Origin of the sequence: Paenibacillus marchantiophytorum (assembly GCF_014640555.1) — a bacterium.
GTDB lineage: Bacteria > Bacillota > Bacilli > Paenibacillales > NBRC-103111 > Paenibacillus_E > Paenibacillus_E marchantiophytorum.
Genome location: NZ_BMHE01000034.1, coordinates 62,228 through 83,952 on the forward strand (window position 1 = coordinate 62,228; position 21,725 = coordinate 83,952).

The 21,725-nt window shown below is 48.5% G+C and carries 21 protein-coding genes and 1 riboswitch; of the genes, 15 read left to right on the forward strand and 6 right to left on the reverse strand.

Annotated elements, in window-relative coordinates; translation table 11 throughout:
• Position 1: 1 nt before the first annotated feature.
• The 5 genes from IEY34_RS25110 (at position 2) to IEY34_RS25130 (ending at position 4,350) form a co-directional block, all read left to right on the forward strand.
• On the forward strand, positions 2-1,006 hold the full coding sequence (locus IEY34_RS25110) for a 1-aminocyclopropane-1-carboxylate deaminase/D-cysteine desulfhydrase (RefSeq protein WP_189016612.1): 1,005 nt from the start codon (positions 2-4) through the stop codon (positions 1,004-1,006).
• Between the two features lie 112 nt (positions 1,007-1,118).
• Positions 1,119-1,358, forward strand: a complete 240-nt coding sequence (locus IEY34_RS25115) for a hypothetical protein (protein WP_189016615.1) — start codon at positions 1,119-1,121, stop codon at positions 1,356-1,358.
• A gap of 129 nt (positions 1,359-1,487) precedes the next feature.
• Positions 1,488-2,891, forward strand: a complete 1,404-nt coding sequence (locus IEY34_RS25120) for an MFS transporter (protein WP_189016618.1) — start codon at positions 1,488-1,490, stop codon at positions 2,889-2,891.
• A 40-nt stretch (positions 2,892-2,931) separates the two neighbouring features.
• Positions 2,932-3,639: a DNA alkylation repair protein gene (locus tag IEY34_RS25125; protein ID WP_189016621.1), complete on the forward strand. Its 708-nt coding sequence runs from the start codon at positions 2,932-2,934 to the stop codon at positions 3,637-3,639.
• A 30-nt stretch (positions 3,640-3,669) separates the two neighbouring features.
• Positions 3,670-4,350, forward strand: a complete 681-nt coding sequence (locus IEY34_RS25130; RefSeq protein WP_189016624.1) for a DUF421 domain-containing protein — start codon at positions 3,670-3,672, stop codon at positions 4,348-4,350.
• 6 nt (positions 4,351-4,356) lie between these two features.
• Here the strand turns inward: IEY34_RS25130 and queF are convergent, their stop codons facing one another.
• Positions 4,357-4,857: a preQ(1) synthase gene (gene queF / locus IEY34_RS25135; protein ID WP_189016627.1), complete on the reverse strand. Its 501-nt coding sequence runs from the start codon at positions 4,855-4,857 to the stop codon at positions 4,357-4,359.
• Positions 4,858-4,868: 11 nt separating this feature from the next.
• Positions 4,869-4,912, reverse strand: a riboswitch (PreQ1 riboswitch).
• Positions 4,913-5,066: 154 nt separating this feature from the next.
• On the opposite strand from queF, the gene IEY34_RS25140 reads away from it, so the two are divergent.
• Together IEY34_RS25140 and IEY34_RS25145 are read left to right on the forward strand one after the other, a co-directional pair.
• Positions 5,067-6,011, forward strand: a complete 945-nt coding sequence (locus tag IEY34_RS25140) for a thymidylate synthase (RefSeq protein WP_189016630.1) — start codon at positions 5,067-5,069, stop codon at positions 6,009-6,011.
• Positions 6,012-6,046: 35 nt separating this feature from the next.
• Complete coding sequence (locus IEY34_RS25145) at positions 6,047-6,529, forward strand: dihydrofolate reductase (RefSeq protein WP_189016633.1); 483 nt, start codon at positions 6,047-6,049, stop codon at positions 6,527-6,529.
• Between the two features lie 55 nt (positions 6,530-6,584).
• Here IEY34_RS25145 and IEY34_RS25150 read toward each other — a convergent pair whose 3' ends face one another.
• The 3 genes from IEY34_RS25150 to IEY34_RS25160 all read right to left on the reverse strand — a co-directional run bounded on the left by IEY34_RS25150 (position 6,585) and on the right by IEY34_RS25160 (position 8,799).
• Positions 6,585-7,217 carry a YcnI family copper-binding membrane protein gene (locus IEY34_RS25150; RefSeq protein ID WP_189016636.1) on the reverse strand — a complete coding sequence of 211 codons (633 nt, stop codon included), beginning with the start codon at positions 7,215-7,217 and terminating at the stop codon, positions 6,585-6,587.
• Positions 7,218-7,312: 95 nt separating this feature from the next.
• Complete coding sequence (locus IEY34_RS25155) at positions 7,313-7,987, reverse strand: response regulator (RefSeq protein ID WP_189016639.1); 675 nt, start codon at positions 7,985-7,987, stop codon at positions 7,313-7,315.
• Positions 7,984-8,799 carry a sensor histidine kinase gene (locus IEY34_RS25160; RefSeq protein ID WP_189016642.1) on the reverse strand — a complete coding sequence of 272 codons (816 nt, stop codon included), beginning with the start codon at positions 8,797-8,799 and terminating at the stop codon, positions 7,984-7,986. Before IEY34_RS25160 ends, IEY34_RS25155 begins: the two co-directional genes overlap by 4 nt.
• A gap of 168 nt (positions 8,800-8,967) precedes the next feature.
• Between IEY34_RS25160 and IEY34_RS25165 the strand changes: the two genes are divergently transcribed.
• The 3 genes from IEY34_RS25165 (at position 8,968) to phnE (ending at position 12,521) form a co-directional block, all read left to right on the forward strand.
• Complete coding sequence (locus IEY34_RS25165; protein WP_189016645.1) at positions 8,968-9,993, forward strand: HoxN/HupN/NixA family nickel/cobalt transporter; 1,026 nt, start codon at positions 8,968-8,970, stop codon at positions 9,991-9,993.
• A gap of 165 nt (positions 9,994-10,158) precedes the next feature.
• The gene (phnC, locus tag IEY34_RS25170; RefSeq protein WP_189016647.1) at positions 10,159-10,932 is read left to right on the forward strand and encodes a phosphonate ABC transporter ATP-binding protein; all 774 of its coding nucleotides are present in this window, start codon (positions 10,159-10,161) and stop codon (positions 10,930-10,932) included.
• Complete coding sequence (phnE, locus tag IEY34_RS37910) at positions 10,929-12,521, forward strand: phosphonate ABC transporter, permease protein PhnE (protein ID WP_373291331.1); 1,593 nt, start codon at positions 10,929-10,931, stop codon at positions 12,519-12,521. Before phnC ends, phnE begins: the two co-directional genes overlap by 4 nt.
• A gap of 487 nt (positions 12,522-13,008) precedes the next feature.
• Here phnE and IEY34_RS25185 read toward each other — a convergent pair whose 3' ends face one another.
• Entirely contained in the window at positions 13,009-13,260 is a 252-nt protein-coding gene (locus IEY34_RS25185; protein WP_189016650.1) for a hypothetical protein, read from the reverse strand.
• A gap of 135 nt (positions 13,261-13,395) precedes the next feature.
• The gene (locus tag IEY34_RS25190; protein ID WP_189016653.1) at positions 13,396-14,373 is read right to left on the reverse strand and encodes a phosphate/phosphite/phosphonate ABC transporter substrate-binding protein; all 978 of its coding nucleotides are present in this window, start codon (positions 14,371-14,373) and stop codon (positions 13,396-13,398) included.
• A 108-nt stretch (positions 14,374-14,481) separates the two neighbouring features.
• Here IEY34_RS25190 and IEY34_RS25195 point away from each other — a divergent pair, with 108 nt between their 5' ends.
• The 5 genes from IEY34_RS25195 (at position 14,482) to IEY34_RS25215 (ending at position 20,060) form a co-directional block, all read left to right on the forward strand.
• Positions 14,482-15,216 carry a 4'-phosphopantetheinyl transferase family protein gene (locus tag IEY34_RS25195; RefSeq protein WP_189016655.1) on the forward strand — a complete coding sequence of 245 codons (735 nt, stop codon included), beginning with the start codon at positions 14,482-14,484 and terminating at the stop codon, positions 15,214-15,216.
• A 74-nt stretch (positions 15,217-15,290) separates the two neighbouring features.
• Positions 15,291-16,910 carry an AraC family transcriptional regulator gene (locus IEY34_RS25200; protein ID WP_229757835.1) on the forward strand — a complete coding sequence of 540 codons (1,620 nt, stop codon included), beginning with the start codon at positions 15,291-15,293 and terminating at the stop codon, positions 16,908-16,910.
• Positions 16,911-17,010: 100 nt separating this feature from the next.
• Positions 17,011-18,021, forward strand: a complete 1,011-nt coding sequence (locus tag IEY34_RS25205) for an ABC transporter substrate-binding protein (RefSeq protein ID WP_189016661.1) — start codon at positions 17,011-17,013, stop codon at positions 18,019-18,021.
• A 10-nt stretch (positions 18,022-18,031) separates the two neighbouring features.
• The gene (locus IEY34_RS25210) at positions 18,032-19,039 is read left to right on the forward strand and encodes a FecCD family ABC transporter permease (protein ID WP_189016664.1); all 1,008 of its coding nucleotides are present in this window, start codon (positions 18,032-18,034) and stop codon (positions 19,037-19,039) included.
• Positions 19,032-20,060, forward strand: a complete 1,029-nt coding sequence (locus tag IEY34_RS25215; RefSeq protein WP_373291333.1) for a FecCD family ABC transporter permease — start codon at positions 19,032-19,034, stop codon at positions 20,058-20,060. Before IEY34_RS25210 ends, IEY34_RS25215 begins: the two co-directional genes overlap by 8 nt.
• Positions 20,061-21,725 lie beyond the last annotated feature (1,665 nt).

Genomic DNA, 21,725 nt, shown 5'->3' on the forward strand with positions numbered 1-21,725 from the left:
TATGACAACGGAAGTGAACAACAAACCGCGCGTGTCTTTGGGCGAATGGCCGACCCCTTTGCAGGAAGCCAAACAATTATCTGAGCTGCTCGGAGGCAGGCTGCTGGTGAAGCGCGAAGACCTTTCCGGACTTGGCGCCGGAGGAAACAAAGCGCGAAAGCTTGAATTCCATCTTGGCCAGGCGCTGGCGGAAGGGGCTACGCATCTGATTACGACGGGGGCTGTTCAGTCTAATCACGCTCATCTGACGGCTGCGGCTGCCCGCAAGTTGGGCTTGCAGGCGCATCTTGTTTTGACGGGCTCTTCGGATGCATCGCCCCGCAGCGGTAATTTATTGCTCGATCACATTCTGGAGGCGGAGATTACGTTTGTTGAACCCCCAGAAGGCCAGTCGGCACAAGCTTATGTGACGGAACAGATGCGGGAGATTGCCCGTCGAATTGCCGAAGCAGGGGGCAAAGCTTTTATCATCCCCGAAGGGGGAACAGACCTGCTCGGCACGCTGGGCTACATCGAAGCGCTGCGTGAGCTGGGAGGACAGCTGGAACAGCGGCTTGGATCTGCAAGCCGGGTACTGGTGGCGGTGGCCGCAGGAACTTGCGGCACCTTCGCCGGCCTGCTGGCAGGCGCCAAGCTGTCGGCCTTCCCATTCGCCATCGACGTTCTCGGCGTCAGCATTAGCGGCAAGACCGAGCTCAAGATCAAGCGGACGGTCCGGCTCGTGAATGAAGCGCTGCAAGCTTCAGGTTCCTTGCTTGAAGTGACCGATGATCAGGTATGGATCGAGGATCGTTTCATCGGCGAAGGCTACGCCAGCAAAACAAAGGAAGGCGCAGAAGCCATCCGTATAACTGCGCAGAATGAAGGCATCTTTCTGGACCCCGTATACACGGGCAAAGCGATGGCCGCCTTGCTGCATCTGGGCCGCACGGGCGAGCTCGACGAATACGATGCTGTTGTGTTCCTGCATACAGGGGGACTCCCGCTGTTGTTTCACTATGCGTAACCAGACAAGCATGCAGGTTGGAGCGAACCGGTGATTGCTACCGGCCCGCCCCGGCCTTTTGCTGAACCTTTGGGCGGATCACCGCATAAGCTAGTTCAGGAGGTGATGGCCTATGTCATTGCAGCACAAAGCGTATGGTTGGATCGGCAGTCCGGTAGGTGTATCCCTAAAGGACGGGACGGGTACTTCGGGGATTCTGTGCAGTATTCAGGGCGGATCCATCTATGTGATTGAATATTTATATCATACGCAGTTTGCTACCAAGCACTACCGTTTCGAGCAAATTCAAGACATTCTGCCGTTTCCGCAATGTCCGAAACCGACATTGTACCAAACGCAGCCCTTGTACTAAGGTTCGGTGTCCCAGCGTAGAGAGATCTACGTTGGAGACACCTTTCTTTTTTTCTAAGATAGCTTCGTTCCGAAACTAGCTGTGGTAAGATGAAAAGAAACGAGGAAAAGCTTGAAAGAGGGTAAATCGATGTCATCCACCATGTATCCCAGAAGATGGGGCATTCTGCAAATTATTAATATGGGTACGCTTATTTCTACGCTGGATGTTGGGATTGTCAATGTCATCCTGCCTAATATGGCGCAGCAATATGACATTACACTGGCGCAAATTCAATGGGTGGCGACGGCTTATCTGCTCACGATGGTTGCGTTGCTTCCTTTTTTGGGCAAAATATCGGATAAATGGGATCGCAGGCACATCTATAGCTTCGGATTTCTCATTTTTAGCGTTGGCTCGATGTGCATCGCCTTATCTGACAGTTTCTCAGGTTTATTGATCTCACGCTGTCTGCAAGGAGTCGGGGCGACAATGATTATGGCGAATAGCCAAGCGTTGGTCCGTCAAGTATTTCCCGATCACGAGCGTGGACGGGCACTCGGCATGAATGCCATTGTCGTCGCAGCCGGAACTATGGGGGGGCCTGCACTGGGCGGCATCCTGCTGGAATGGGTCAGTTGGCCATGGCTGTTTTGGATTAATGTGCCCATAGGATTGGTTGCCTTTGTCCTTGGACTTCGTTGGTTCCCCCGGGCAAAGAGCAAGGGAGTTGCAACTTCATTCGATTTGCTGGGTTCGTTCTTGCTCGCTGGCTCCTTGTGTCTCTTGATGCTGGCCGCTGAAGGGAGTAAGGAGCATGGGTTCACGATGTCTATTGTAGCTGAAGCCACAGGAGGAGTTCTTGCTTTAATTGTTCTCATTTGGTATGAACGGCGACTGCCAGATGGCATATTGGATCATGAATTATTCCGTAATCGCACCGTTTTTATAGGAAATATGAGTTCGTTTCTAATGAATTTGGCACAGACAGCCACGTTGATTCCTATTGCTTTTTACTTGCAAAGCGTACTCGGCTTCTCGGCGTGGAAGACAGGCATACTGATGATTCTGCAGCCGCTGATGATGGGGATTGTTGCCCCGTATGCAGGTAGAATACGAGATTTGTATGGGGCACATTTTCTGATAAAATCAGGAGCTGCGCTAGGTGCTGTGTCTATGCTGGTTGTCGTTTGTTTCCCTAGTTTAAGCCAATTGGCTATTGGATTGCAGCTGGCTTTATTCGGCATCGGGATGGGCTTGTTCCATGCTACGATGAATGCAGAAATCATGAGCGCTGCGCCGGAGACGAAGCTGAGCTTGGCAGGCAGCTTGCTGGCCATGGTGCGTTATATGGGACAAATCGCCGGAATCGGCTTGGCTACCCTTATGGTTGGCCATATGGGAGTGGACGGGGGAGACAGCGGGGAAATCAGCTTGCTGATGCGAATACTCTTTGGCATTAGCTGCATTAGCTGTTTGGTTGTTGTCGGGATGGTGCGAACACTCTCCTTGAATAAACCTAGTTCAATTGAAAGTTTAACCCAGAGCAAATAATAATAAAATGAATGCCTAGAAAGATAGGGTTGGTGATTCGATGACCTACGAAGAAATGATGGAACATTTGGCCGTGCTAGGGAGCGAACAGACGAAGAAGACGTTTCTTAGGCACGGCGCGCAGGAACCTTTATATGGCGTAAAAGTCGGGGATCTGAAGAAGCTGGTCAAGTATGTGAAAAAAGATCGAGAGCTGGCGCTTGCCCTCTACGATTCAGGAAACTCGGACGCGATGTATTTGGCTGGGCTTTCAATCAACCCCAAATCGATGACCAAGGAAGAGCTTAGGCATTGGGCCAAGCAAGCAAACTGGTATATGCTTACCGAATATACCGTTGCCGGTGTTGCCGCAGAAAGCAGCAGCGCGCTTGAACTGGCTCGCGAGTGGCTGCAATCATCGGACGAATTGCTTGCAACCTGCGGTTGGAGCACGTATTCGAACTATATTAGCATCACGCCGGATGAGAAGCTTGATCTCCCTGAAATCACGGAGCTGTTAGCGCAGGTGGGAAGAACGATTCACTCCCAAAGAAATCGGGTAAGGTACACGATGAACAGCTTTGTCATCGCGGTGGGAACGTACTGTCAACCGCTCATTGAACGGGCCAGGGAGGCAGCTGCTCAGATCGGGAAGGTAAGCGTGGATGTTGGACAAACCGCCTGTAAAGTGCCGCTCGCCAGCGAGTATATACAGAAAGCTGAGTCTACGGGCCGACTAGGAACGAAGAAGAAAACGTGTATTTGTTAAAGGGCAGCAGCGAATATAGGAGTGAGGGAGATGGATATGAGTCTGTATATCACGATAGCGGTAAAGCTTGTAGTCGCTTTGATCGGATTGTTAATTATGACCCGGCTTCTGGGGAAAAAAGAGATTTCCCAGCTCACCGCTTTCGATTTCGTTTCCTCCTTAATGCTCAGTGAATTGGTGGGAAATACCATTTATGATCCGGAAGTACATCTTAGCCACCTGCTATTCGCGCTTTTAGTCTGGACGCTGCTTGCTTTGGGCTTAGAGAAATTCATCGCTTGGATGCCTTGGCTTTCCCGCTATGCAGCAGGGACACCGGATCTGGTCATCAAGGATGGTGTGATTGATTTCAAGGCTATGAAACGCAATAACCTTGATTTTGCCCAATTAGGCATGCTGCTGCGGGAAAATAATGTGTTCTCGCTGCGGGAAGTCGCCTACGCGCTGTTCGAAACGAACGGGAGCATCAGCGTGCTCCGTCAAAATGACCCCGACAGCATGAGCGGGGACGCCAAAAACCAGCAGACGAAGGTTTGTCTGCCGGAAAGTATCATTGAGAATGGCCATATCAATGAAGATGCCCTCAAGCGCTTGGGCCGTGATTCGAAGTGGCTGAACCAGCTTCTGCAGCTAAGCAGCATCAATCGTCATGAAGAGGTGCTGTATGCCGAATGGTCCGATTCGAATGGCCTGTTTTATCAGCTCAAATAGCTCATATTAACGATTATCAATCTTCTCTGGATAAAGATCATGGTTCATCAAGCGATGCTCAGCCATGCCTTCGAATTTGGTTCCAGGCTGTCCCCAGTTGCAATAGGGATCGATGGAAATGCCGCCGCGCGGCGTAAATTTACCCCAAACTTCGATGTACCGCGGCGCCATGAGATCAATCAAATCATTCATAATGATATTGACACAGTCTTCATGGAAATCACCGTGATTGCGGAAGCTGAATAGATACAGCTTGAGCGATTTACTCTCCACCATTTTAATATTGGGAATATAGGAGATGTAGAGGGTGGCAAAATCAGGCTGACCTGTAACAGGGCAAAGGCTGGTGAATTCCGGGAAATTAAATTTGACGAAGTAATCGCGGTTCGGGTGCTTGTTATCAAAAGCCTCCAGCACGGCCGGGTTGTAACTGAACACATATTGCGTGCCTTGATTGCCTAGAAGGGTAATCTCTTTCAAATCTTCATTGCTTCTTCCTGCTGACATCGGTAAATCCTCATTTCATAGTTTTTTAGAGAGGGAGTTTGCGAACCTCTTCTACGAGCGAGTAGGTTCTGCTCATAGAGATGACTTCCTTTTTCATAAAAAATGTACCATATACGGCGCGAAAATGCATCCTGCAACGATTGTAGATACGACAGAATACAGGTAAAATAGACAAATACTTATGAGTTTCGAGATGGAGGTAAGTACGTTTGAAAGCTTATCAGGAGTTATTGCAAGATATTCTTGCCAATGGGACCCAGAAAGAAGACCGTACAGGGACGGGCACCATTTCGGTATTTGGCCGCCAGATGCGCTTCGACTTATCCGAGGGGTTTCCGCTGGTCACGACCAAAAGAGTGCCTTTTCGCTTAATCGCCAGTGAAATCCTCTGGTTTATTAAAGGTGATACGAACATACGGTATTTATTGCAGCACAACAACCATATTTGGAATGAGTGGGCTTTCAAAAAGTGGGTGGAAAGTGCTGATTACAAGGGGCCGGATATGAGCAATTTCGGTCTGCGCTCTCAGCAGGATGAAGCTTTTAATCTCCAGTACGAAGATCAAATGGCTGATTTTGTGCAAAGGGTGCTGGAGGACGATCAGTTTGCTCAGCAGTACGGAGAGCTGGGTGATGTGTACGGCAAGCAATGGCGGGATTGGACAACCACACAGGGAGGCACGATCGATCAGTTGAAGGACGTGATTCACATGATCAAAACGAACCCTGATTCGCGCCGCCTCATCGTCTCGGCCTGGAATCCGGAGGATGTGCCGACCATGGCGCTTCCGCCTTGTCACACGTTGTTTCAGTTCTATGTAGCGGACGGTAAGCTTAGCTGTCAATTGTACCAACGCAGTGCGGACACGTTCCTCGGTATCCCATTTAACATAGCTGGGTATGCTCTGTTGACGCACCTGATCGCGCAGGAATGCGGCCTTGAGGTTGGCGAGTTCGTGCACACGATTGGCGATGCCCATATCTATACGAACCATTTGGATCAAATTCAAACCTTGCTTAGCCGCGAACCGCGGGAGTTGCCGACGCTTAAACTTAATAAGGATGTCGCTTCTGTATTTGATTTTGACGTTAGTGATATTGAAATGATCGGTTACAATCCGCACCCTACGATTAAGGCTCCTGTAGCTGTGTAAGGCTATGTAACGTTCTAGAGAAGGAGGACTTCAGCTTGAGCATTTCGTTTATTTTTGCAATGGACCGCAATCGAGCGATTGGGTTGAATAATCAATTGCCGTGGCATTTGCCAGCGGATCTAAAGTTTTTCAAGGCTGTGACCATCGGGCATCCCATTCTCATGGGGCGTAAAACATACGAATCCATCGGAAAGCCGCTGCCCGGCAGACGCAACATCATTCTCACGCAGAATACTGAGTTCCAGGCGGAAGGCTGCGAGGTTGTTCATTCCGTTCAGGAAGCCGTGGAAGCTTTCCGCGACCAGGAATTATTCGTTATCGGCGGAGCGGAAATCTTCCGCTTATTCGCTGCCGAAGTCAATCGGATGTACATGACATTCATCGAGCATGAATTTGAGGCGGATACCTTCATTAACGAGCTGGACCTTAGCGATTGGAACCTTCAGTCCAGCGAACAAGGTGAGCGCAATGAGAAGAACCCGTACGAATATTATTTCAGAATCTACGATAAGAAATAAAGAAAAGCCTTGGGCTCCATCCAGGATTCAATTCCTGATGAGCTCAAGGCTTTTGTTATTTGCGTTTCTTCGTTGCGGATACGATAAGCGATAATGCGCCCAGCACTACGGCTGCGATGGACAAGTACAACGCGGTATTAGAGCTGGATGAGCTGCTTCCCGCAGCTGCAGTTCCTGCAACCACTTGGCCATGGCTGTCTGTCGTGGCACCTGCCGCTGCTTTGGTTTTCACCGTTGTGACGGAGGCAGGTTTGTCCGAGCCATCGGCACCTACCCACTCAACGACACTGCCGTCTTTGTAAGTCTGGTAAGCTTTCCAAACAATTTGAGTCGCAGCATCGGCAACTTTGCCCTGCATGCTGAAGTCACCGAATTCCGTACTCGAGAGTCCGTCTCCGGTTGCTTTCCAGGTAACCCCGGTAATTTTGCCAGCCGTATCTTTGGCGATCTCATAAGTCCATCCAGCCTTAGGCTCGAACCGTGATATGGCTACGGAATCAAGAGGAAATTTAACTTCTACCTTCAAGGTAGGGCTGTCTTTCTCCGACGGTACACGAACCGTGAATTTCTCGTAGCTGCCTTGTGTGGCTTCCTTAGGATAAACGACAACGTGGGCGCTCGCGATTCCTGCAAGCAGCATGGAACCTACAAGCAGAAGACCTGTATGAAGCATAATTTTTTTGAACATGATAGTGTTCCCCTTTCGAATCATCTCTTCTCATGTTGTCCATGTTACTTGATTGGTAAGCGTAAGAGTATGACTCGAATGGGCTATTTTTTCGACTAGTTTTGTCCTTTTCGTGTCATTCCGTGTTTGATGGCGAAGCCTGTGAGCTGTACGCGATTATCTAGTCCCAGTTTCACGAGAATATTTTTCATATGATTTTTGACGGTATGTTCCGATATCAGAAGCTTCTCCGCGATTTGCCGATTGTTATCGCCCTCTGCGACGTAAGTCGTAATTTCTTGTTCGCGTGAAGTTAACATGCTGGGTGTGGGGCCTTCGGTCAGCGCACTGACCGGAGCGCGGAAGCGCTGGAACAGCTTGTCCGCCATGCCGCGAGCGACCTCCGAATTATCGTCGAGCAGGGCACGGAGATAGGTTAACCACTCATCGGGATCCATATTTTTGAGCAGGTAGCCTTGAGCTCCGAATTGCAGTGCCGTAAAGAGATCAGCCACATCATCAGACACCGTGAGCATGATGATCCGGATAGCGCCATATACTTGCTTAATGCGGCGAGTGGCTTCCAAACCATCCATCGGAGACATATGGATATCCATAAGCACGACCTCCGGGGCGACTTCCCCGCACAGCAGAATAGCTTCTTCTCCGCTGCTGGCTTCCCCGACAATGTAGAAGTCCGAGACAGGCTCCAGCATACTGCGAATCGCCTTCCTGGCCAAAGGATGGTCATCGACAATGAGCACGCGGAACGGTTGATGGTTCGGTATCATAATGGCGTCCTCTCTCCCTTAACAAGCAGCGACGTGCCAGTTGCCGCCACGTTCGAATCAGCATTCTGTTGGAACTCGAAGGTGGCTTCCAGCTCAGCCGCTCGTTTTTGCATCAATTCAATGCCGTATTTTTTGCGCTTTTCCGCTTGTGATTGCAAGCCGCACCCATTGTCAGAGATGCGCAGCAGCCAGGAAGATGACGTTGTTTCTAACCTGATTGAAGCTTCTGTAGCCATCGAATGCTTGCGAATATTCGTAAACGCTTCTTGAATAATGCCAAAAAGCTGAACTTCTTCACCGGATGTGAAGCTGTCCGCTTCCAACGTGAGCTGCTCTTGAAGTTCAATGCCAGTCACCAGATGCCAATCCCTGAGGAATTTGTGGATGCGCTGCTCCAAGCTGCTCCCTTCCTCCGGAGGCGTCCGCAAGTTGAAGATAGCCTGCCTAAGCGAATTATCAATTTCAGAAACGGCAGCCTTGGCTTCCTCCAGATCACCTTGTTTCAGCTTCACATTGAGGAAAAAAAGTGTCTGAGCCAAGTCGTCATGCAGCTCTCGCGCCAGCCGTTCGCGTTCTTCATAGACCGCTCTGCGCGCTTCAACCATCGTTAATTTCTCATTGCTTCGCTCGATGCTTTGGAACATCCAGGATGCAAACAAATAAGAAAGCAGAAGCGTGATCACCGTTATGGAGAAATTCCCGGCTTCCATCGTTAAATAGTTGAGTAAAAATTCATGACGAATATATTCAAAACCGCCAATGATGACGACGGGCACGAATATCGTAAATATTTTATAAAGACGAAGCGACATCGGCTACCAACTCCTTTTATGCTTATAAGATTTGGAACGGACTCTATTATAACAAATAAATGTTGGATTTCTTCACAAAAAATTGCGTGAGGGACTTCTCAAATAATGCACACGTGTGCTACATTAGATGTAAGTCGTGTTACGAACGAAGGGAATGGTGTTACATTCATGTGGAAATCACTCATGCAGGAGAAGAAAAGCTGGGCTGGTTATGTGGTTTTTATCGCACTCCTACATATAATAGGGCTAATTGGTTTATACAGCGTAGCGAAGACATCGCCTGCTTTCTGGGGGATCGGTTTGCTTGCGTATACTTTAGGCATGCGGCACGCTTTTGACGTAGATCATATTGCTGCCATTGACAACACGGTACGTAAACTTGTTCAGCAGAAACGCAACCCACTGGGAGTAGGCTTTTATTTCTCGTTGGGTCATTCGTCGGTTGTGTTCATCATGGCGATCGTAACAGCATTCTCTGTACAGTGGGCAGCACGGGAGCTTCCTTGGCTGCAGCGTTTCGGAGGCGTGATTGGAGCTTCGGTTTCCGGGCTGTTCCTTGTCCTCATCGGTATCTTAAATTTAATAATTCTGATCAGCTTGTATAAAATGTTCCTCAAGTTTCGCGGCAGTCCTGCTGACGACAAGGAATTCGAAGAGCTTTTGGAGTCCCGAGGCTTCATTACCCGCATGATTAAACCGCTCTTTTCCTTCATCGGCAAAAGCTGGCATGTTTACCCCCTAGGCTTTCTATTCGGTTTGGGTTTCGATACCGCCAGTGAAATCGCGCTGCTCGCGATCTCAGCTCACGCGGCGCAAGACGCCATCCCATTCATTGGCGTTATCTCGCTGCCTCTCTTGTTCGCTGCGGGCATGAGCCTCTTCGATACAGCGGACGGCATGTTCATGACCAAAGCCTACAAGTGGGCATTTCACACGCCTGTACGCAAGCTGTATTACAATTTAACGGTGACAGCCTTGGCGGTTGTTGCTGCATTGATTATTGGTGTTATTGAGCTTGGACAGGTTCTCTCCGAAGAGTTCGGTATGGAGGGGACTTTCTGGACCTGGCTGCAGGATATTGATTTCGGTACGCTGGGCTATATCCTGGTTGCCTTGTTCATCGTGGCGTGGATTATCTCCGTCGCGGTGTGGAAAGGGATGAAGATTGAAGAACGATGGCGTGCCAAAGTATGACGCCTGACAGCGGCCCCGGAACATCTGGGGCTGCCTTTTTTTGTTATGGTGAACAATGGAATATGAATTTTTTTTAAAGGTTATCCTAGAAAAAAGGATTTTGCCGAAATACGTTGAATGTAGTCTGTCTGATAATAGAACCTTTTAAGAGAAAGTAGGACTTATATGATTGAGTTTAAACATCTATCCAAGGTATATCCTAACGGAACGATTGGATTGGACGACATTAATCTGACGATTCATCCAGGAGAATTCGTTGTTATTGTTGGTTTATCAGGAGCGGGGAAATCTACCCTATTACGTTCAATTAATCGATTGCATGAAACAACAGGCGGCGAAATATTGATCGATGGCAGATCCATTACGAAGGCGAACGGTGCTGGATTGCGTCGAATGCGCAGAGACATCGGCATGATTTTCCAAACCTTCAATCTCGTTAAGCGCTCAACAGTTATTCGCAACGTCCTTTCCGGCCGCGTTGGTTATCATTCCACGCTGCGTACGATATTCGGGTTGTTTCCCAAAGCAGATATCGAACTTTCCCTGAAAGCACTGGAACGTGTCAATATTCGGGAGAAAGCTTATTCACGCGCCGATGAATTGTCCGGTGGTCAACAACAGCGTGTGTCGATCGCTCGAGCTTTGGCACAAGAGGCCAAAATCATTTTGGCGGATGAGCCGGTAGCTTCATTGGATCCTTTGACGACAAGACAAGTTATGGACGACTTGAAACGGATCAACAAGGATCTCGGCATCACAACGGTCGTTAATCTTCACTTTATCGATCTGGCTCGTGAATATGCCACACGGATTATTGGTCTGCGTGCCGGTAAAGTCGTGTATGACGGACCGGTTTCGGAAGCGACAGACGATGTCTTCTCCGAGATTTATGGCCGCGCCATTAAGAAAGACGAGCTGTTGGGGGTGCAGGAGGGATGAGTGTAACGTCCGTCAAGAAATCAGCGACCGTTAAGAAACCTCCTCGTACCAAGTTGTATCTCATTATCCTCATCATGGTTTTTTTCCTGATTGGGAGTATTTATCAAACGGATGCGACACTGAGCAAGCTCGTATCAGGTGCACCGGAAATTCTCAAATTCATTGGAGAAATGTTCCCGCCAGATTGGCTGTTTTTCGCTGATATCTGGAAACCGATGGCGCAAACGATTCAAATGTCGATTATCGGAACAGCGATCGGTGCCTTATTTGCCTATCCCATGGCTTTGCTGGCTGCCCGCAATGTGACGACTTCTCCCTGGTTGTACTATCCAGCCCGATTCATCTTGAATTTTGCCCGTACGATTCCAGATTTGTTATACGCGGCTTTGTTCGCGGTACTGGTAGGTTTTAGTGCAACGGCTGGTACACTGGCCTTGATCTTCTTTACATTCGGAATCTTGTCCAAATTGTCTTATGAATCAACGGAAGCGATTGACCCAGGACCTCTTGAGGCTATGACCGCTGTAGGCGCGAATAAACTCAAGCTGATTCGATTCGGGGTTATTCCACAAGTCGCACCCACGTATCTCGCCCACTTATTGTATACCTTTGAAGTCAGCATTCGTGCTTCAGCCATTTTAGGCTTGGTAGGTGCCGGTGGGATCGGCTTGCTGCTCAAAAATACGCTGGATCTATTCCGCTACGATCAATCCTGCGCGATTGTTATTTATACCTTAATCGTTGTCGTTATTATCGACCTGGTTAGTACGCGTTTCCGTGCATATTTGCTAAAAGGAAGCGCTAAGCCGATGTCCGAGTCACGTGCTCGCACGTACAAAACGATCGGATGGATTGCGCTTATCGGCCTGATCGTCTGGTCCGTAACAGGACTTGAACTGACGGGCTTCCAGCCGACAACTTGGATCTTGACGAAAGCGATGATCAGTGGATTATTTCATCCCGATTGGGCGTACGTGTACATCCCGGAAGGTGAGGATTTACTTCGCTCCTTGCTTGAAACGCTATCGATCTCGTATCTGGGCAACTTTGTTTCAGCCTTCGTTTGTCTGCCGTTCGCCTTCTGGGCAGCCGCGAATATGAGTCGTTTCCGTGCGGTATCGGGATCAGGGAAATTCTTCTTGAGCGTAGTTCGTACGATACCAGAAATTATTATGGCTCTGATCTTCATTAAAGCTGTTGGACCTAATGCCTACGCTGGGGTTATGGCCTTGGGTCTCCACTCCGTGGGGATGCTAGGCAAGCTGTATGCAGAGGCCATTGAGAATATGGACATGGGGCCGTCCGAGGCGATGACCGCCGTTGGGGCCAACATCTGGCAGCGAATGGCTTATGCAGTCATCCCACAGGTCATTCCTGATTTTATTTCGTATACGTTGTACCGTTTCGAGATTAACGTCCGGTCGGCTACTTTGCTCGGTGTTATCGGTGCCGGCGGTATCGGTACACCGCTGATCTTTGCCCTGAATGCGCGGCAGTGGCCGCGTGTAGGGATTATTCTGATCGGTATTATTGTTACCGTATCGATTATCGATTACATTTCGGGCTCACTTCGCAAACGAATTGTGTGACATAATGACCTCAGGCTGTCGAGAAATTCTCGGCAGCCTTTATTTATGTGAATAAGATAGCTGAACGTGTGTATTTGTTCGAATGGCTGCTGTTTTGGAGTGATCGAGGAGTTACCCAGTTGCTTCGCGCGAAAATAAGGGAACTACAGGGCGCTATTCTAGCAAAAAGTGCCACTATAGCTAGGTTAAGGGAACTACAGTACACTATTTTGCTGTTTAATGGGAAATTCAGCGCTTTTCGAGGAAATAAGACCCTGTAGTTCCGCTATAGTTTTAGTATCCTTGATATTTGCCTAAATAGAGCCCTATAGTTCCCTCCAAAGGATTCTGTCGCGTTTATATAGCTTATCTCTCAGAGCGACGTAGCCGTTTTTCTCACTTAAATAGTCCATGTTCGACAGTGCTGTGTGCCATTCTGCTGAGCTGTATGGCGTCGCATTAGCCTTGGCTTCTGCACCTCTCAGCCGAGCCCGCGCATCGTCCAAGCTCAGCGCTGTACTCTGCCGCTGCTGCCTAGATACTGCGATGCGTCATTCTCTACAGGTATTAGCGGCATTGGCGTCGACGAGCTTGCAGGCTCCAACACTTCGATTTGTTCGATAAGTTCTATCGGAATTAATACATTGCTTATTTTCAATAGTTGAAATTGTTCATGATAGTGCGTAATGATACCTTTGATATCATCTTTTCCGCATCGGATGGAGACCATGGATCGTTGGCTGATTAACATTTCGAACATTCAATTTCACCTCACTGTGGGTTATGACACGTCCAAGACATGCCACATTCATAGTATGCATGGGGAAAGCAGAGTAGTCGGGAAATGGCAAAAAAACCTCAACTCGTAAGAGTTGAGGTTTTTTGTCAAAATGGCTTATTTCAAGCCCATTTCTTTGTTTACGCTACGAACGATGTCGAATTTGGAATCATCAGTAGCCACATACCCTTTGTGGGAGTATACGTCAAAGATAACTTTTTGACCTTCAGGATCGTTGCCGATCGCGATGAAAGCATCGGTGATTTTCTTTTTCCAAGCGGCATCCATATCGGAACGAACAGCGATCGTATCATTTGGGATTTTATCAGAGAAGCTAAGTACGCGAGTTTGTTTGAATACATCCGGGTAATCTTTCAGCATGTTCGTACGAATATCTTGGAAGACACCAACTGCATCGACTTGACCGTTGAGAAGAGCGATAACGGCTTTATCATGACCTTGGAACTGAACACCAGTTACGTCTTTCACTGGATCAACGCCGGCTTTTTTCAGAACAAAACCTGGGTATACGTAACCAGCCGCGGATGTAACACCTTGCCAGCCCATTTTTTTGCCTTTCAAGTCAGCAACGGTTTTGATTGGTGAATCGGCTTTCACTAGAATTTCGGATTTGTAGAAATCTACAAGGTCTTTCGTAGGTTGGCCTGTTGCATCGTCAACACCCAAACGTGTTGCTTGAGCAATCAAGTCAGCCGCTTTGCGGTTGTCATGAGCAACAACATAGTTGCTTGGCGGCAAGAAGCCGATGTCAACTTGTTTGGAAGCCATAGCTTCGATTACAACGTTATAGTCCGTGGAAACGGAAACTTTAACTGGGATACCCAGTTTATCTTGCAGCAATTTCTCAAGCGGTTTTGCTTTTGCTTCTAATGTTTCGGCATTTTGGGAAGGAACGAACTGTACTTTAAGTTCTTTTGGTACAAAACCAGCAGCAGCCGGAGTAGCTGAAGCAGCTGTAGACGCTTTAGGCGTTGCAGACGCAGATGGTTTTGTCTCCTCTTTCTTTGCGCATCCTGCAAGAGCAGTAGCAGCAACAATCATGGACAAACTGATAACGGTAAATTTTTTCATCATCTCTTTTTGACCTCCGTTTAAATAATTAATTTTACATATCTTGTACTATAACATTAACATAAAAGATATGGAAGATAGTGTGAAGTATTTGTTAAACTGACAAGTGCTATGTATTGGTTTACAATTTTCTGGAATGAGGTGATCGTCATCGCAGGTTTATTTGTCTTGTCGATGGATACTGTAGAGGGGCAGCCAGTCGAAGAACTTTTGGATTTGGTAGCGGAGGAAAAAAGAACAAGGCTGCGAAGATTTCACCGCCGGGAGGACTTGCTGCGCGGGTTGTGGGCAGAGTTGCTGCTGCGAAGCTTAATAATAGAAGAAGTCAGGCTTCCTAACGCTGAAATTGTGTTTGAATTCGGCCCTAATGGGAAACCACGGCTTAGCGGCGCGGACCACTTTCATTTTAATATCTCACACTCAGGAAACTGGGTTGCTTGTATCGTAGATAATCAGCCTGTCGGTGTAGATGTGGAGCAGATACAAGCCTACGATGAAGCATTAACGCGCTCTTTGTTTGCAGAGGAGGAATATCGCTACATCACAGAGTCAGATGACCCAGAAAGCAGGCAGTTCCGCTTTTATCAAATATGGACGGCCAAAGAAAGCTATATCAAAGCGATAGGTACTGGTTTAAGCCTGCCATTACATTCGTTTTCCTTGATCACGCCAGAGGGTGTGGAGGGGGTTAAACGCATCCAAGATGAGGATTGGCTACTTCAATCGTACCCATTAGATCCGGCGTACAGTTTAATGTCTTGTTCAAAATCAGCCAGAACTTGGGAATCCCTCCAGAGGATGCAGCCGCAAGCAATAATCAACCGAGTAAGGTCTGTCCCTAGTTGACAGGCCTTATTCTCTTGTGCTAAGTTCAAAAGTGATAATGATTATCATTTTCATGAATGAGGGAGTTGTTTGAATTGTCCACTGCTCTTTCGCTGGAACTTTCCAAGGATAAAGACCTTTTAGCTAACCTCGACAGCCTATGGGTTAAGTTTCGCTCGGCTCATTGGCTGCAAGATGGATATATGGCGCCACAACTGACTTCTTCCTACTATTTAATTGTAGTTAAACAGGCAGAAGGCCTTTTGACGCTTGATTTGGAGACCTACCGTTTGCAGCAGGATGTCGTTTATTTCGTTTCGCCTGGTCAGACGATTGGGATCTGTGAAGATCATGGCAAGAAAGCCGACGTTTATTTGATGGAATTCGATATTCATCAGGATGGGCAGGGGACTGTTGCATTTCCGCTTACTGGTGACACAACCATTCATATGGAGAACGCCATGCTGATGCTTTGCGAGCAGTTGTGCAGCAGCAGCCGGAGTGATAAGGCCATGGAACGGTTCCGGGGGCAGTCTCTATTCCAAGAGCTGCTCTATTGGATCATGAATCATCTGCGTCAGGCAACCAGACCAGATTCCAGGGCCGCAATGGACCGCACCAAGTTGTACATCGACAACCATTATCGGGAGGGCATCACCATTGAGCAGCTTGCCCGCATGGCTGAAATCAGTCCCAAATATTATGTGAATTTATTCAAAAAAACGTATGGGAAAACGGCGATTGATTATTTGACCGAAGTCCGTGTCACGATGGCGAAGCAGCTAATGGTTCAATCGGATGTTCGGTTGCGGGAAATCGCGTTTCAGGTTGGCTATAATGACGAATTTTATTTTAGCCGAATGTTCAAAAAAGAAGTTGGGGTATCTCCGACCATTTATCTCAAGAACCGAAGACTTCGAATAGCTGCTTACTCAGCGCCGACGCTGGGGCAGCTTCTTGCGCTCAAAATCGTCCCTTACGCAGCGCCGCTGCATCCTAAGTGGACTTCGTACTACTATAATAAATATCGCACGGATATACCGCTTCACCTCAGTGGATACCGCTATAACGAAGACTGGGAAGTTAAGGTTGAGGCGCTCGCGCAAAGTCAATTGGATTGTATTATATGTACAGACCAACTACATCCATTGGAAAAGGAACGTTTGGAGCGCATCGCACCTGTGCATATCATTCCCCTGCATGAAACGACTTGGCGTGAACAGTTGTTGATGACCGCGAAGATCGTAGGCGCCACTGATGAAGCGGAAGCTTGGTTAAACGGATATAACCGCAAAGTCGCGCATGTCCGCGACCGCTTGCACGATAAGCTGAAGCAGGAGAAGCTGCTGGTCATAAGCCAGTTCAAGGATTCCTATCACATCTTCCCCACACGGGGAATGCGAGAGGTTGTTTATGGCGACCTGCAAATGAATGTCCCGCGAGGCGTGGAAGGCTACCATGAAGGGCAGGGCTTGGATTTGGAGGAGTTGGTCTCCATCAACGCGGATCATATTTTGCTTAACATCTGCCAAGAAACCGAAACGCTGCATCACTGGGAACGGGTACAGAACTCCAAACAATGGCAGGATTTAGAAGCCGTGCGCAAGAATAAAGTGCACTTCATTTCTTCAGATCCTTGGCGAGAGTACTCGGCTTATGCGAGCGAACGAATGATTATAGACCTCAATGAGCAGCTATGTGGAAATCGTACATAATATTTTCTGGATATTATCCATGTTCGGTTGGGACGCCTTCACCTATAATTTGGTGAGAATGATTATCAATGATAAAGTGAGTGAGAGGGGTTTAGACAAAATGAAGAAATTATGGACACTCGGTATTTCGACGATGGTCTTAGTAGGTTTAACAGCATGTGGAGGTAAAGGGGAGCCGGTTCCAGCGGCTGTGACCAAAGCGCCAGAGAAAGTCAGCAGTACGGCAGCAGCTACAGCTACTCCACAGGCAGCAGCATCGGGCCCAAGAGTGATTAAATATGGCGGCAAAGAGTACACAGTTCCTGCCAAAGCAGAGAGAGTTGTTATTACAGGCTCGCTGGAATCCATGGAAGACGCGCTTTTGTTGGATGTGAAACCAGTTGGAGCGATCACTGTCAGCGGGAAATTCCCGGCGTTGTTCGCGCCAATTACTGAAAAAGCAGAAGGTGTGGGCGAGAAAATACAGCCGAATCTGGAAACGATTGTGAAGCTCAAGCCAGACGTCATTCTGATGAGCACGAAGTTCCCGGCGGAAACGGTTGAGAAAGTCAGCAAAATCGGACCAACGATTCCAGTTTCCCATATTGCGACGGATTGGGAGAACAATCTTTTGCTTCTAGGAGATTTGACGGGCAAGCAGGATAAGGCGAAGCAAGTCCTCGATACGTACAAAAAAGATGCAGCAGCTCTTAAAACGAAGATCGGACCTGTTTTAAAAGATAAAAAGGTGCTGGCTCTACGCGTGCGTGCAGGAAGCTTGTTCATTTATCCTGAAGACGTCTTCTTCAACCCTTCCATCTACGCCGAGCTTGGCGCTACAGTTCCTAACGAAGTGAAGCAAGCCAAGGCACAGCAAAACATTTCTTTGGAAAAGCTGTCTGAAATGAATCCGGATTACTTGTTCATCCAGTTCTCCGAAGAAGAGAACAAAGATACACCGAAAGTGTTTGATGAACTGAAAAATAATCCGATTTTCAAAAGCATCAACGCTGTGAAAAAGGATCAGTTGTATACGAATCTCGTTGATCCTTTGACGCAAGGCGGAACAGCTTACAGTAAAATTAAATTTTTTGAAGCGATCAACAAAAGTAAGCTAGTTCAAGCAAAGTGAGAGTAATGTTATGAAACTGAGGATTCCGGGGCATACGCTTATTTTGACAGCGGCGCCTTTCGCAGTAGTGTTCACGATCTTACTCTCGATCCTGTATGGCGCCAAAAGCATCGATATAAGCAGTGTCTTCAATGCATTCTTGCATTTCGATGCGGGGAATGTGGATCATCAGATCATTACACACTCTAGGCTGCCCAGAGTAGGAGGAGCGCTGCTTGTCGGCGCCTTCCTGGCGGTATCAGGGGCTCTCATGCAGGGGATGACCAGGAATGACCTGGCATCCCCTTCCATTATGGGGATCACCGACGGTTCAGCCTTTGCTGTAACAATTTGCATGATTATGGCGCCTTATGCCTCATCCATGGCGATGATTATTGCTTCCTTCATAGGTTCAGCGCTTAGTATCGTGCTGGTATTCGGACTTGCGTCCTTATTGCCGGGAGGTCTTTCACCGGTGCGGCTGGCGATTCTTGGAACGTTGATCGGAACGTTTCTGAGCAGCGTTTCTTCTGCAATGGCGATGTATTTTCAAGTTTCGCAAAATATTAGCTTCTGGTACAATTCCCGTTTGCATCAAATGGACCCGCAGTTAATCATGCTGGCGGTTCCTTTTGCTGTTGTAGGACTTGTGATGGCGATGTGGATTTCCAAATCCGTTACGATTTTCTCTTTGGGCGAAGAGCTTGCCGTTTCCCTCGGACAGAGAACGACGCTAGTGAAGCTAACGGCGACGCTTAGCGTTATTCTGCTGACGGGTATCTCGGTGGCGATTGCTGGCAAAATCGGTTTCGTAGGGCTGCTTGTGCCGCACATCACACGCTTTCTCACAGGGCTTGATTACAAATGGATCATCCCCTGCTCAGCGGTCATCGGAGGCGTTTTTCTGGCGCTCTGCGATGTGCTCAGCCGATTTCTGAACTATCCCTTCGAAATGCCGATTGGCGTCGTTACTGCTATTATCGGGGTGCCTTACTTCCTCTACCTGATTCGAACGCGGGGAGGGGATTCTCATCGCTAAGAAATCTCGCAGCACATTTCTTGTGACGGTCATCGTCGGAGTCGGACTTATGCTGTTGACCGCCTATATATCCTTAACAAACGGCGCTTTTGACATTACGCTTCGCGATATTATGCGGACACTTTTGCGGATTCAGCCGCAGAAGGATTTTGATCTTGTGATTTTTGAGTTCCGGCTTCCTCGCATCGTCATCGCTGCCATCGTGGGGATGGGGCTGGGGCTGGCTGGGGCTGCTGTTCAGAGTTTGACGCGCAATAATTTGGCTGACCCAGGCATCCTGGGGATTAATGCCGGGGCAGGCGTGGCCATGGTCATCTTCCTTTTTTTCTACCAAGGCAAAGTGAAAGGAACAAGTTGGACGGCGATCTTGGCGATGCCGCTGGTCGGTCTGATTGGCGGCTTGGGCGCTGCCATGCTGATCTATGCGTTTTCTTGGAAAAACGGCAGATTGGAATCCCAGCGGCTGCTGCTGACAGGCATCGCGGTAGCCTCAGGCCTGTCGGCGGTTACCCTGTTCATTACCTTGAAAATGAATGCCAAGGATTTTGAGATGGCTGCAGTATGGGCCTCCGGGAGCATTTATAATGCAAACTGGAAATACATCGTTTCCATGCTGCCCTGGCTGATCGTGCTCACGCCGATACTCGTAACGCGGACTCGCATTCTCGACGTCTTTCAGCTCAAAGAAGACACGGTTCGCAGTCTTGGCGTTTCCGTGGAGAAGCAGAAAGCGCTGCTGATGCTCAGCAGCATCGGTATCGTAAGCGCATGCGTGTCCGTATCTGGCGGCATCGGATTCATCGGATTGATGTCGCCGCACATCGCTCGCCGGCTTGTCGGCATTTCCCATCGTCGGATGATGCCGGTATGCGCCATCGTCGGAGCGCTGCTCGTTATGATCTCCGACTTCATAGCGAAGACGGTATTCACACCGGCCGAACTGCCGGTTGGGGTTGTTATAGCGATTGTTGGCGTGCCCTATTTTGTATGGCTGCTCTATCGGAATAAGCAAAGGCATTAAGTGCTGCATTGGTGAAAGAATTGGGGCTGTCTTCAGGTAGATCTGAACGGTGACCAGAAAGATGGATACTTCTTTGAAAGTGTCTGCCTTTCGGGTCACCGTTCTTTCATCTACTTGCGGGCGGCTTTTTATGCGGTTCGATGCGCTCGGAATAAGGACGTTGAACGTGCCTATTGTTCATTCATACGCCAAGAATGGAAGGAAATGAGGCGGATACGCACATTCTGTGGTCTTATCACAGGAAATGCAGCGAAGTTTGCGGAAAAAACCATTTAGCTTGCCTATTCATCCAGCTGTCCATCTCATCTTGCTCTCAAGCTCATTCCGCGCTCCATCTGCATCCGGCAGTCCGAGCACAAACCCTTCGAGTGCTAGCATCCCCGCGCGACGCTCCCGAACCCCCGCGCAACGCTCCCGAACCCCCGCGCAACGCTCCCGAACCCCCGCGCAACGCTCCCGAACCCTTGCACAACGCTCCCGAACCCTTGCACAATCAATCTGTTATTCTAATGAACTGAATGATGCTTATTGACGAGAAATTGGCTACTTTTGAGATCTAATGAATTGAATAGCGTTATCGAGCAGTTTTTAGGCGGAATGGTGGTCATTATACATGACATAACGCATCTGGAATTCGTTAGATTTTTCAAATGCCCCATTTAGGCTAAATAAGGGGTATTGGGTTCATAAGGGAGCTTGGGGGAGTTCGGTAGCCAGCCAAGGGGATTCTGTAAGGGTGCGCTGGGTGCGAGCCCTCAGGTTTATTGACTTATTGGACAGCAGTGCACTGCCCTCCGAGCACTAGCATCCCCGCGCAACGCTCTCGAACCCCCGCGCGACGCTCCCGTACCCCTGCACAATCAATCTGACATTCTAACGAACTGTATGATGCTTATAGACGAAAAATTGGCTACTTTTGAGATCTAATGAATTGAATTGGCGTTATCGAGCAGTTTTTAGGCGGAATGGTGGTCATTTACATGACATAACGCATCTGGAATTCGTTAGATTTTTCAAATGCCCCATTTGGGCTAAATAAAGGGTATTGGGTTCGTTAGGGAGCTTGGGGGAGTTCGGTAGCCAGCCAAGGGGATTCTGTAGGGGTGCGCTGGGTGCGAGCCCTCTGGTTCATCAACTTATTGGACAGCAGTGCACTGCCCGCCGAGCACTAGCATCCCCACGCGACGCTCCCGAACCCCTGCACAACGCTCCCGAACCCCTGCACAATCAATCTGTTATTCTAATGAACTGAATGATGCTTATTGACGAGAAATTGGCTACTTTTGAGATCTAATGAATTGAATAGGCGTTATCGAGCAGTTTTTAGGCGGAATGGTGGTCATTTACATGACATAACGCATCTGGAATTCGTTAGATTTTTCAAATGCCCCATTTGGGCTAAATAAAGGGTATTGGGTTCGTTAGGGAGCTTGGGGAGTTCGGGGAGTTCGGGGGAGTTTGGGGGAGTTCGGTAGCCAGCCAAGGGGATTCTGTAGGGATGCGCTAGGTGCGTGCCCCCCTTGAACGATAAGGGCAGACTTTTTTTTCTACGACAGTATAATTAACTAACCGTTCAATAAATCCCATTTTTGCTCTAAATCATTGAGGTAACCTTCGGTATTGCGATTAAATTTCTTGCGTAATATAACGCTGGTTAAACGCTGA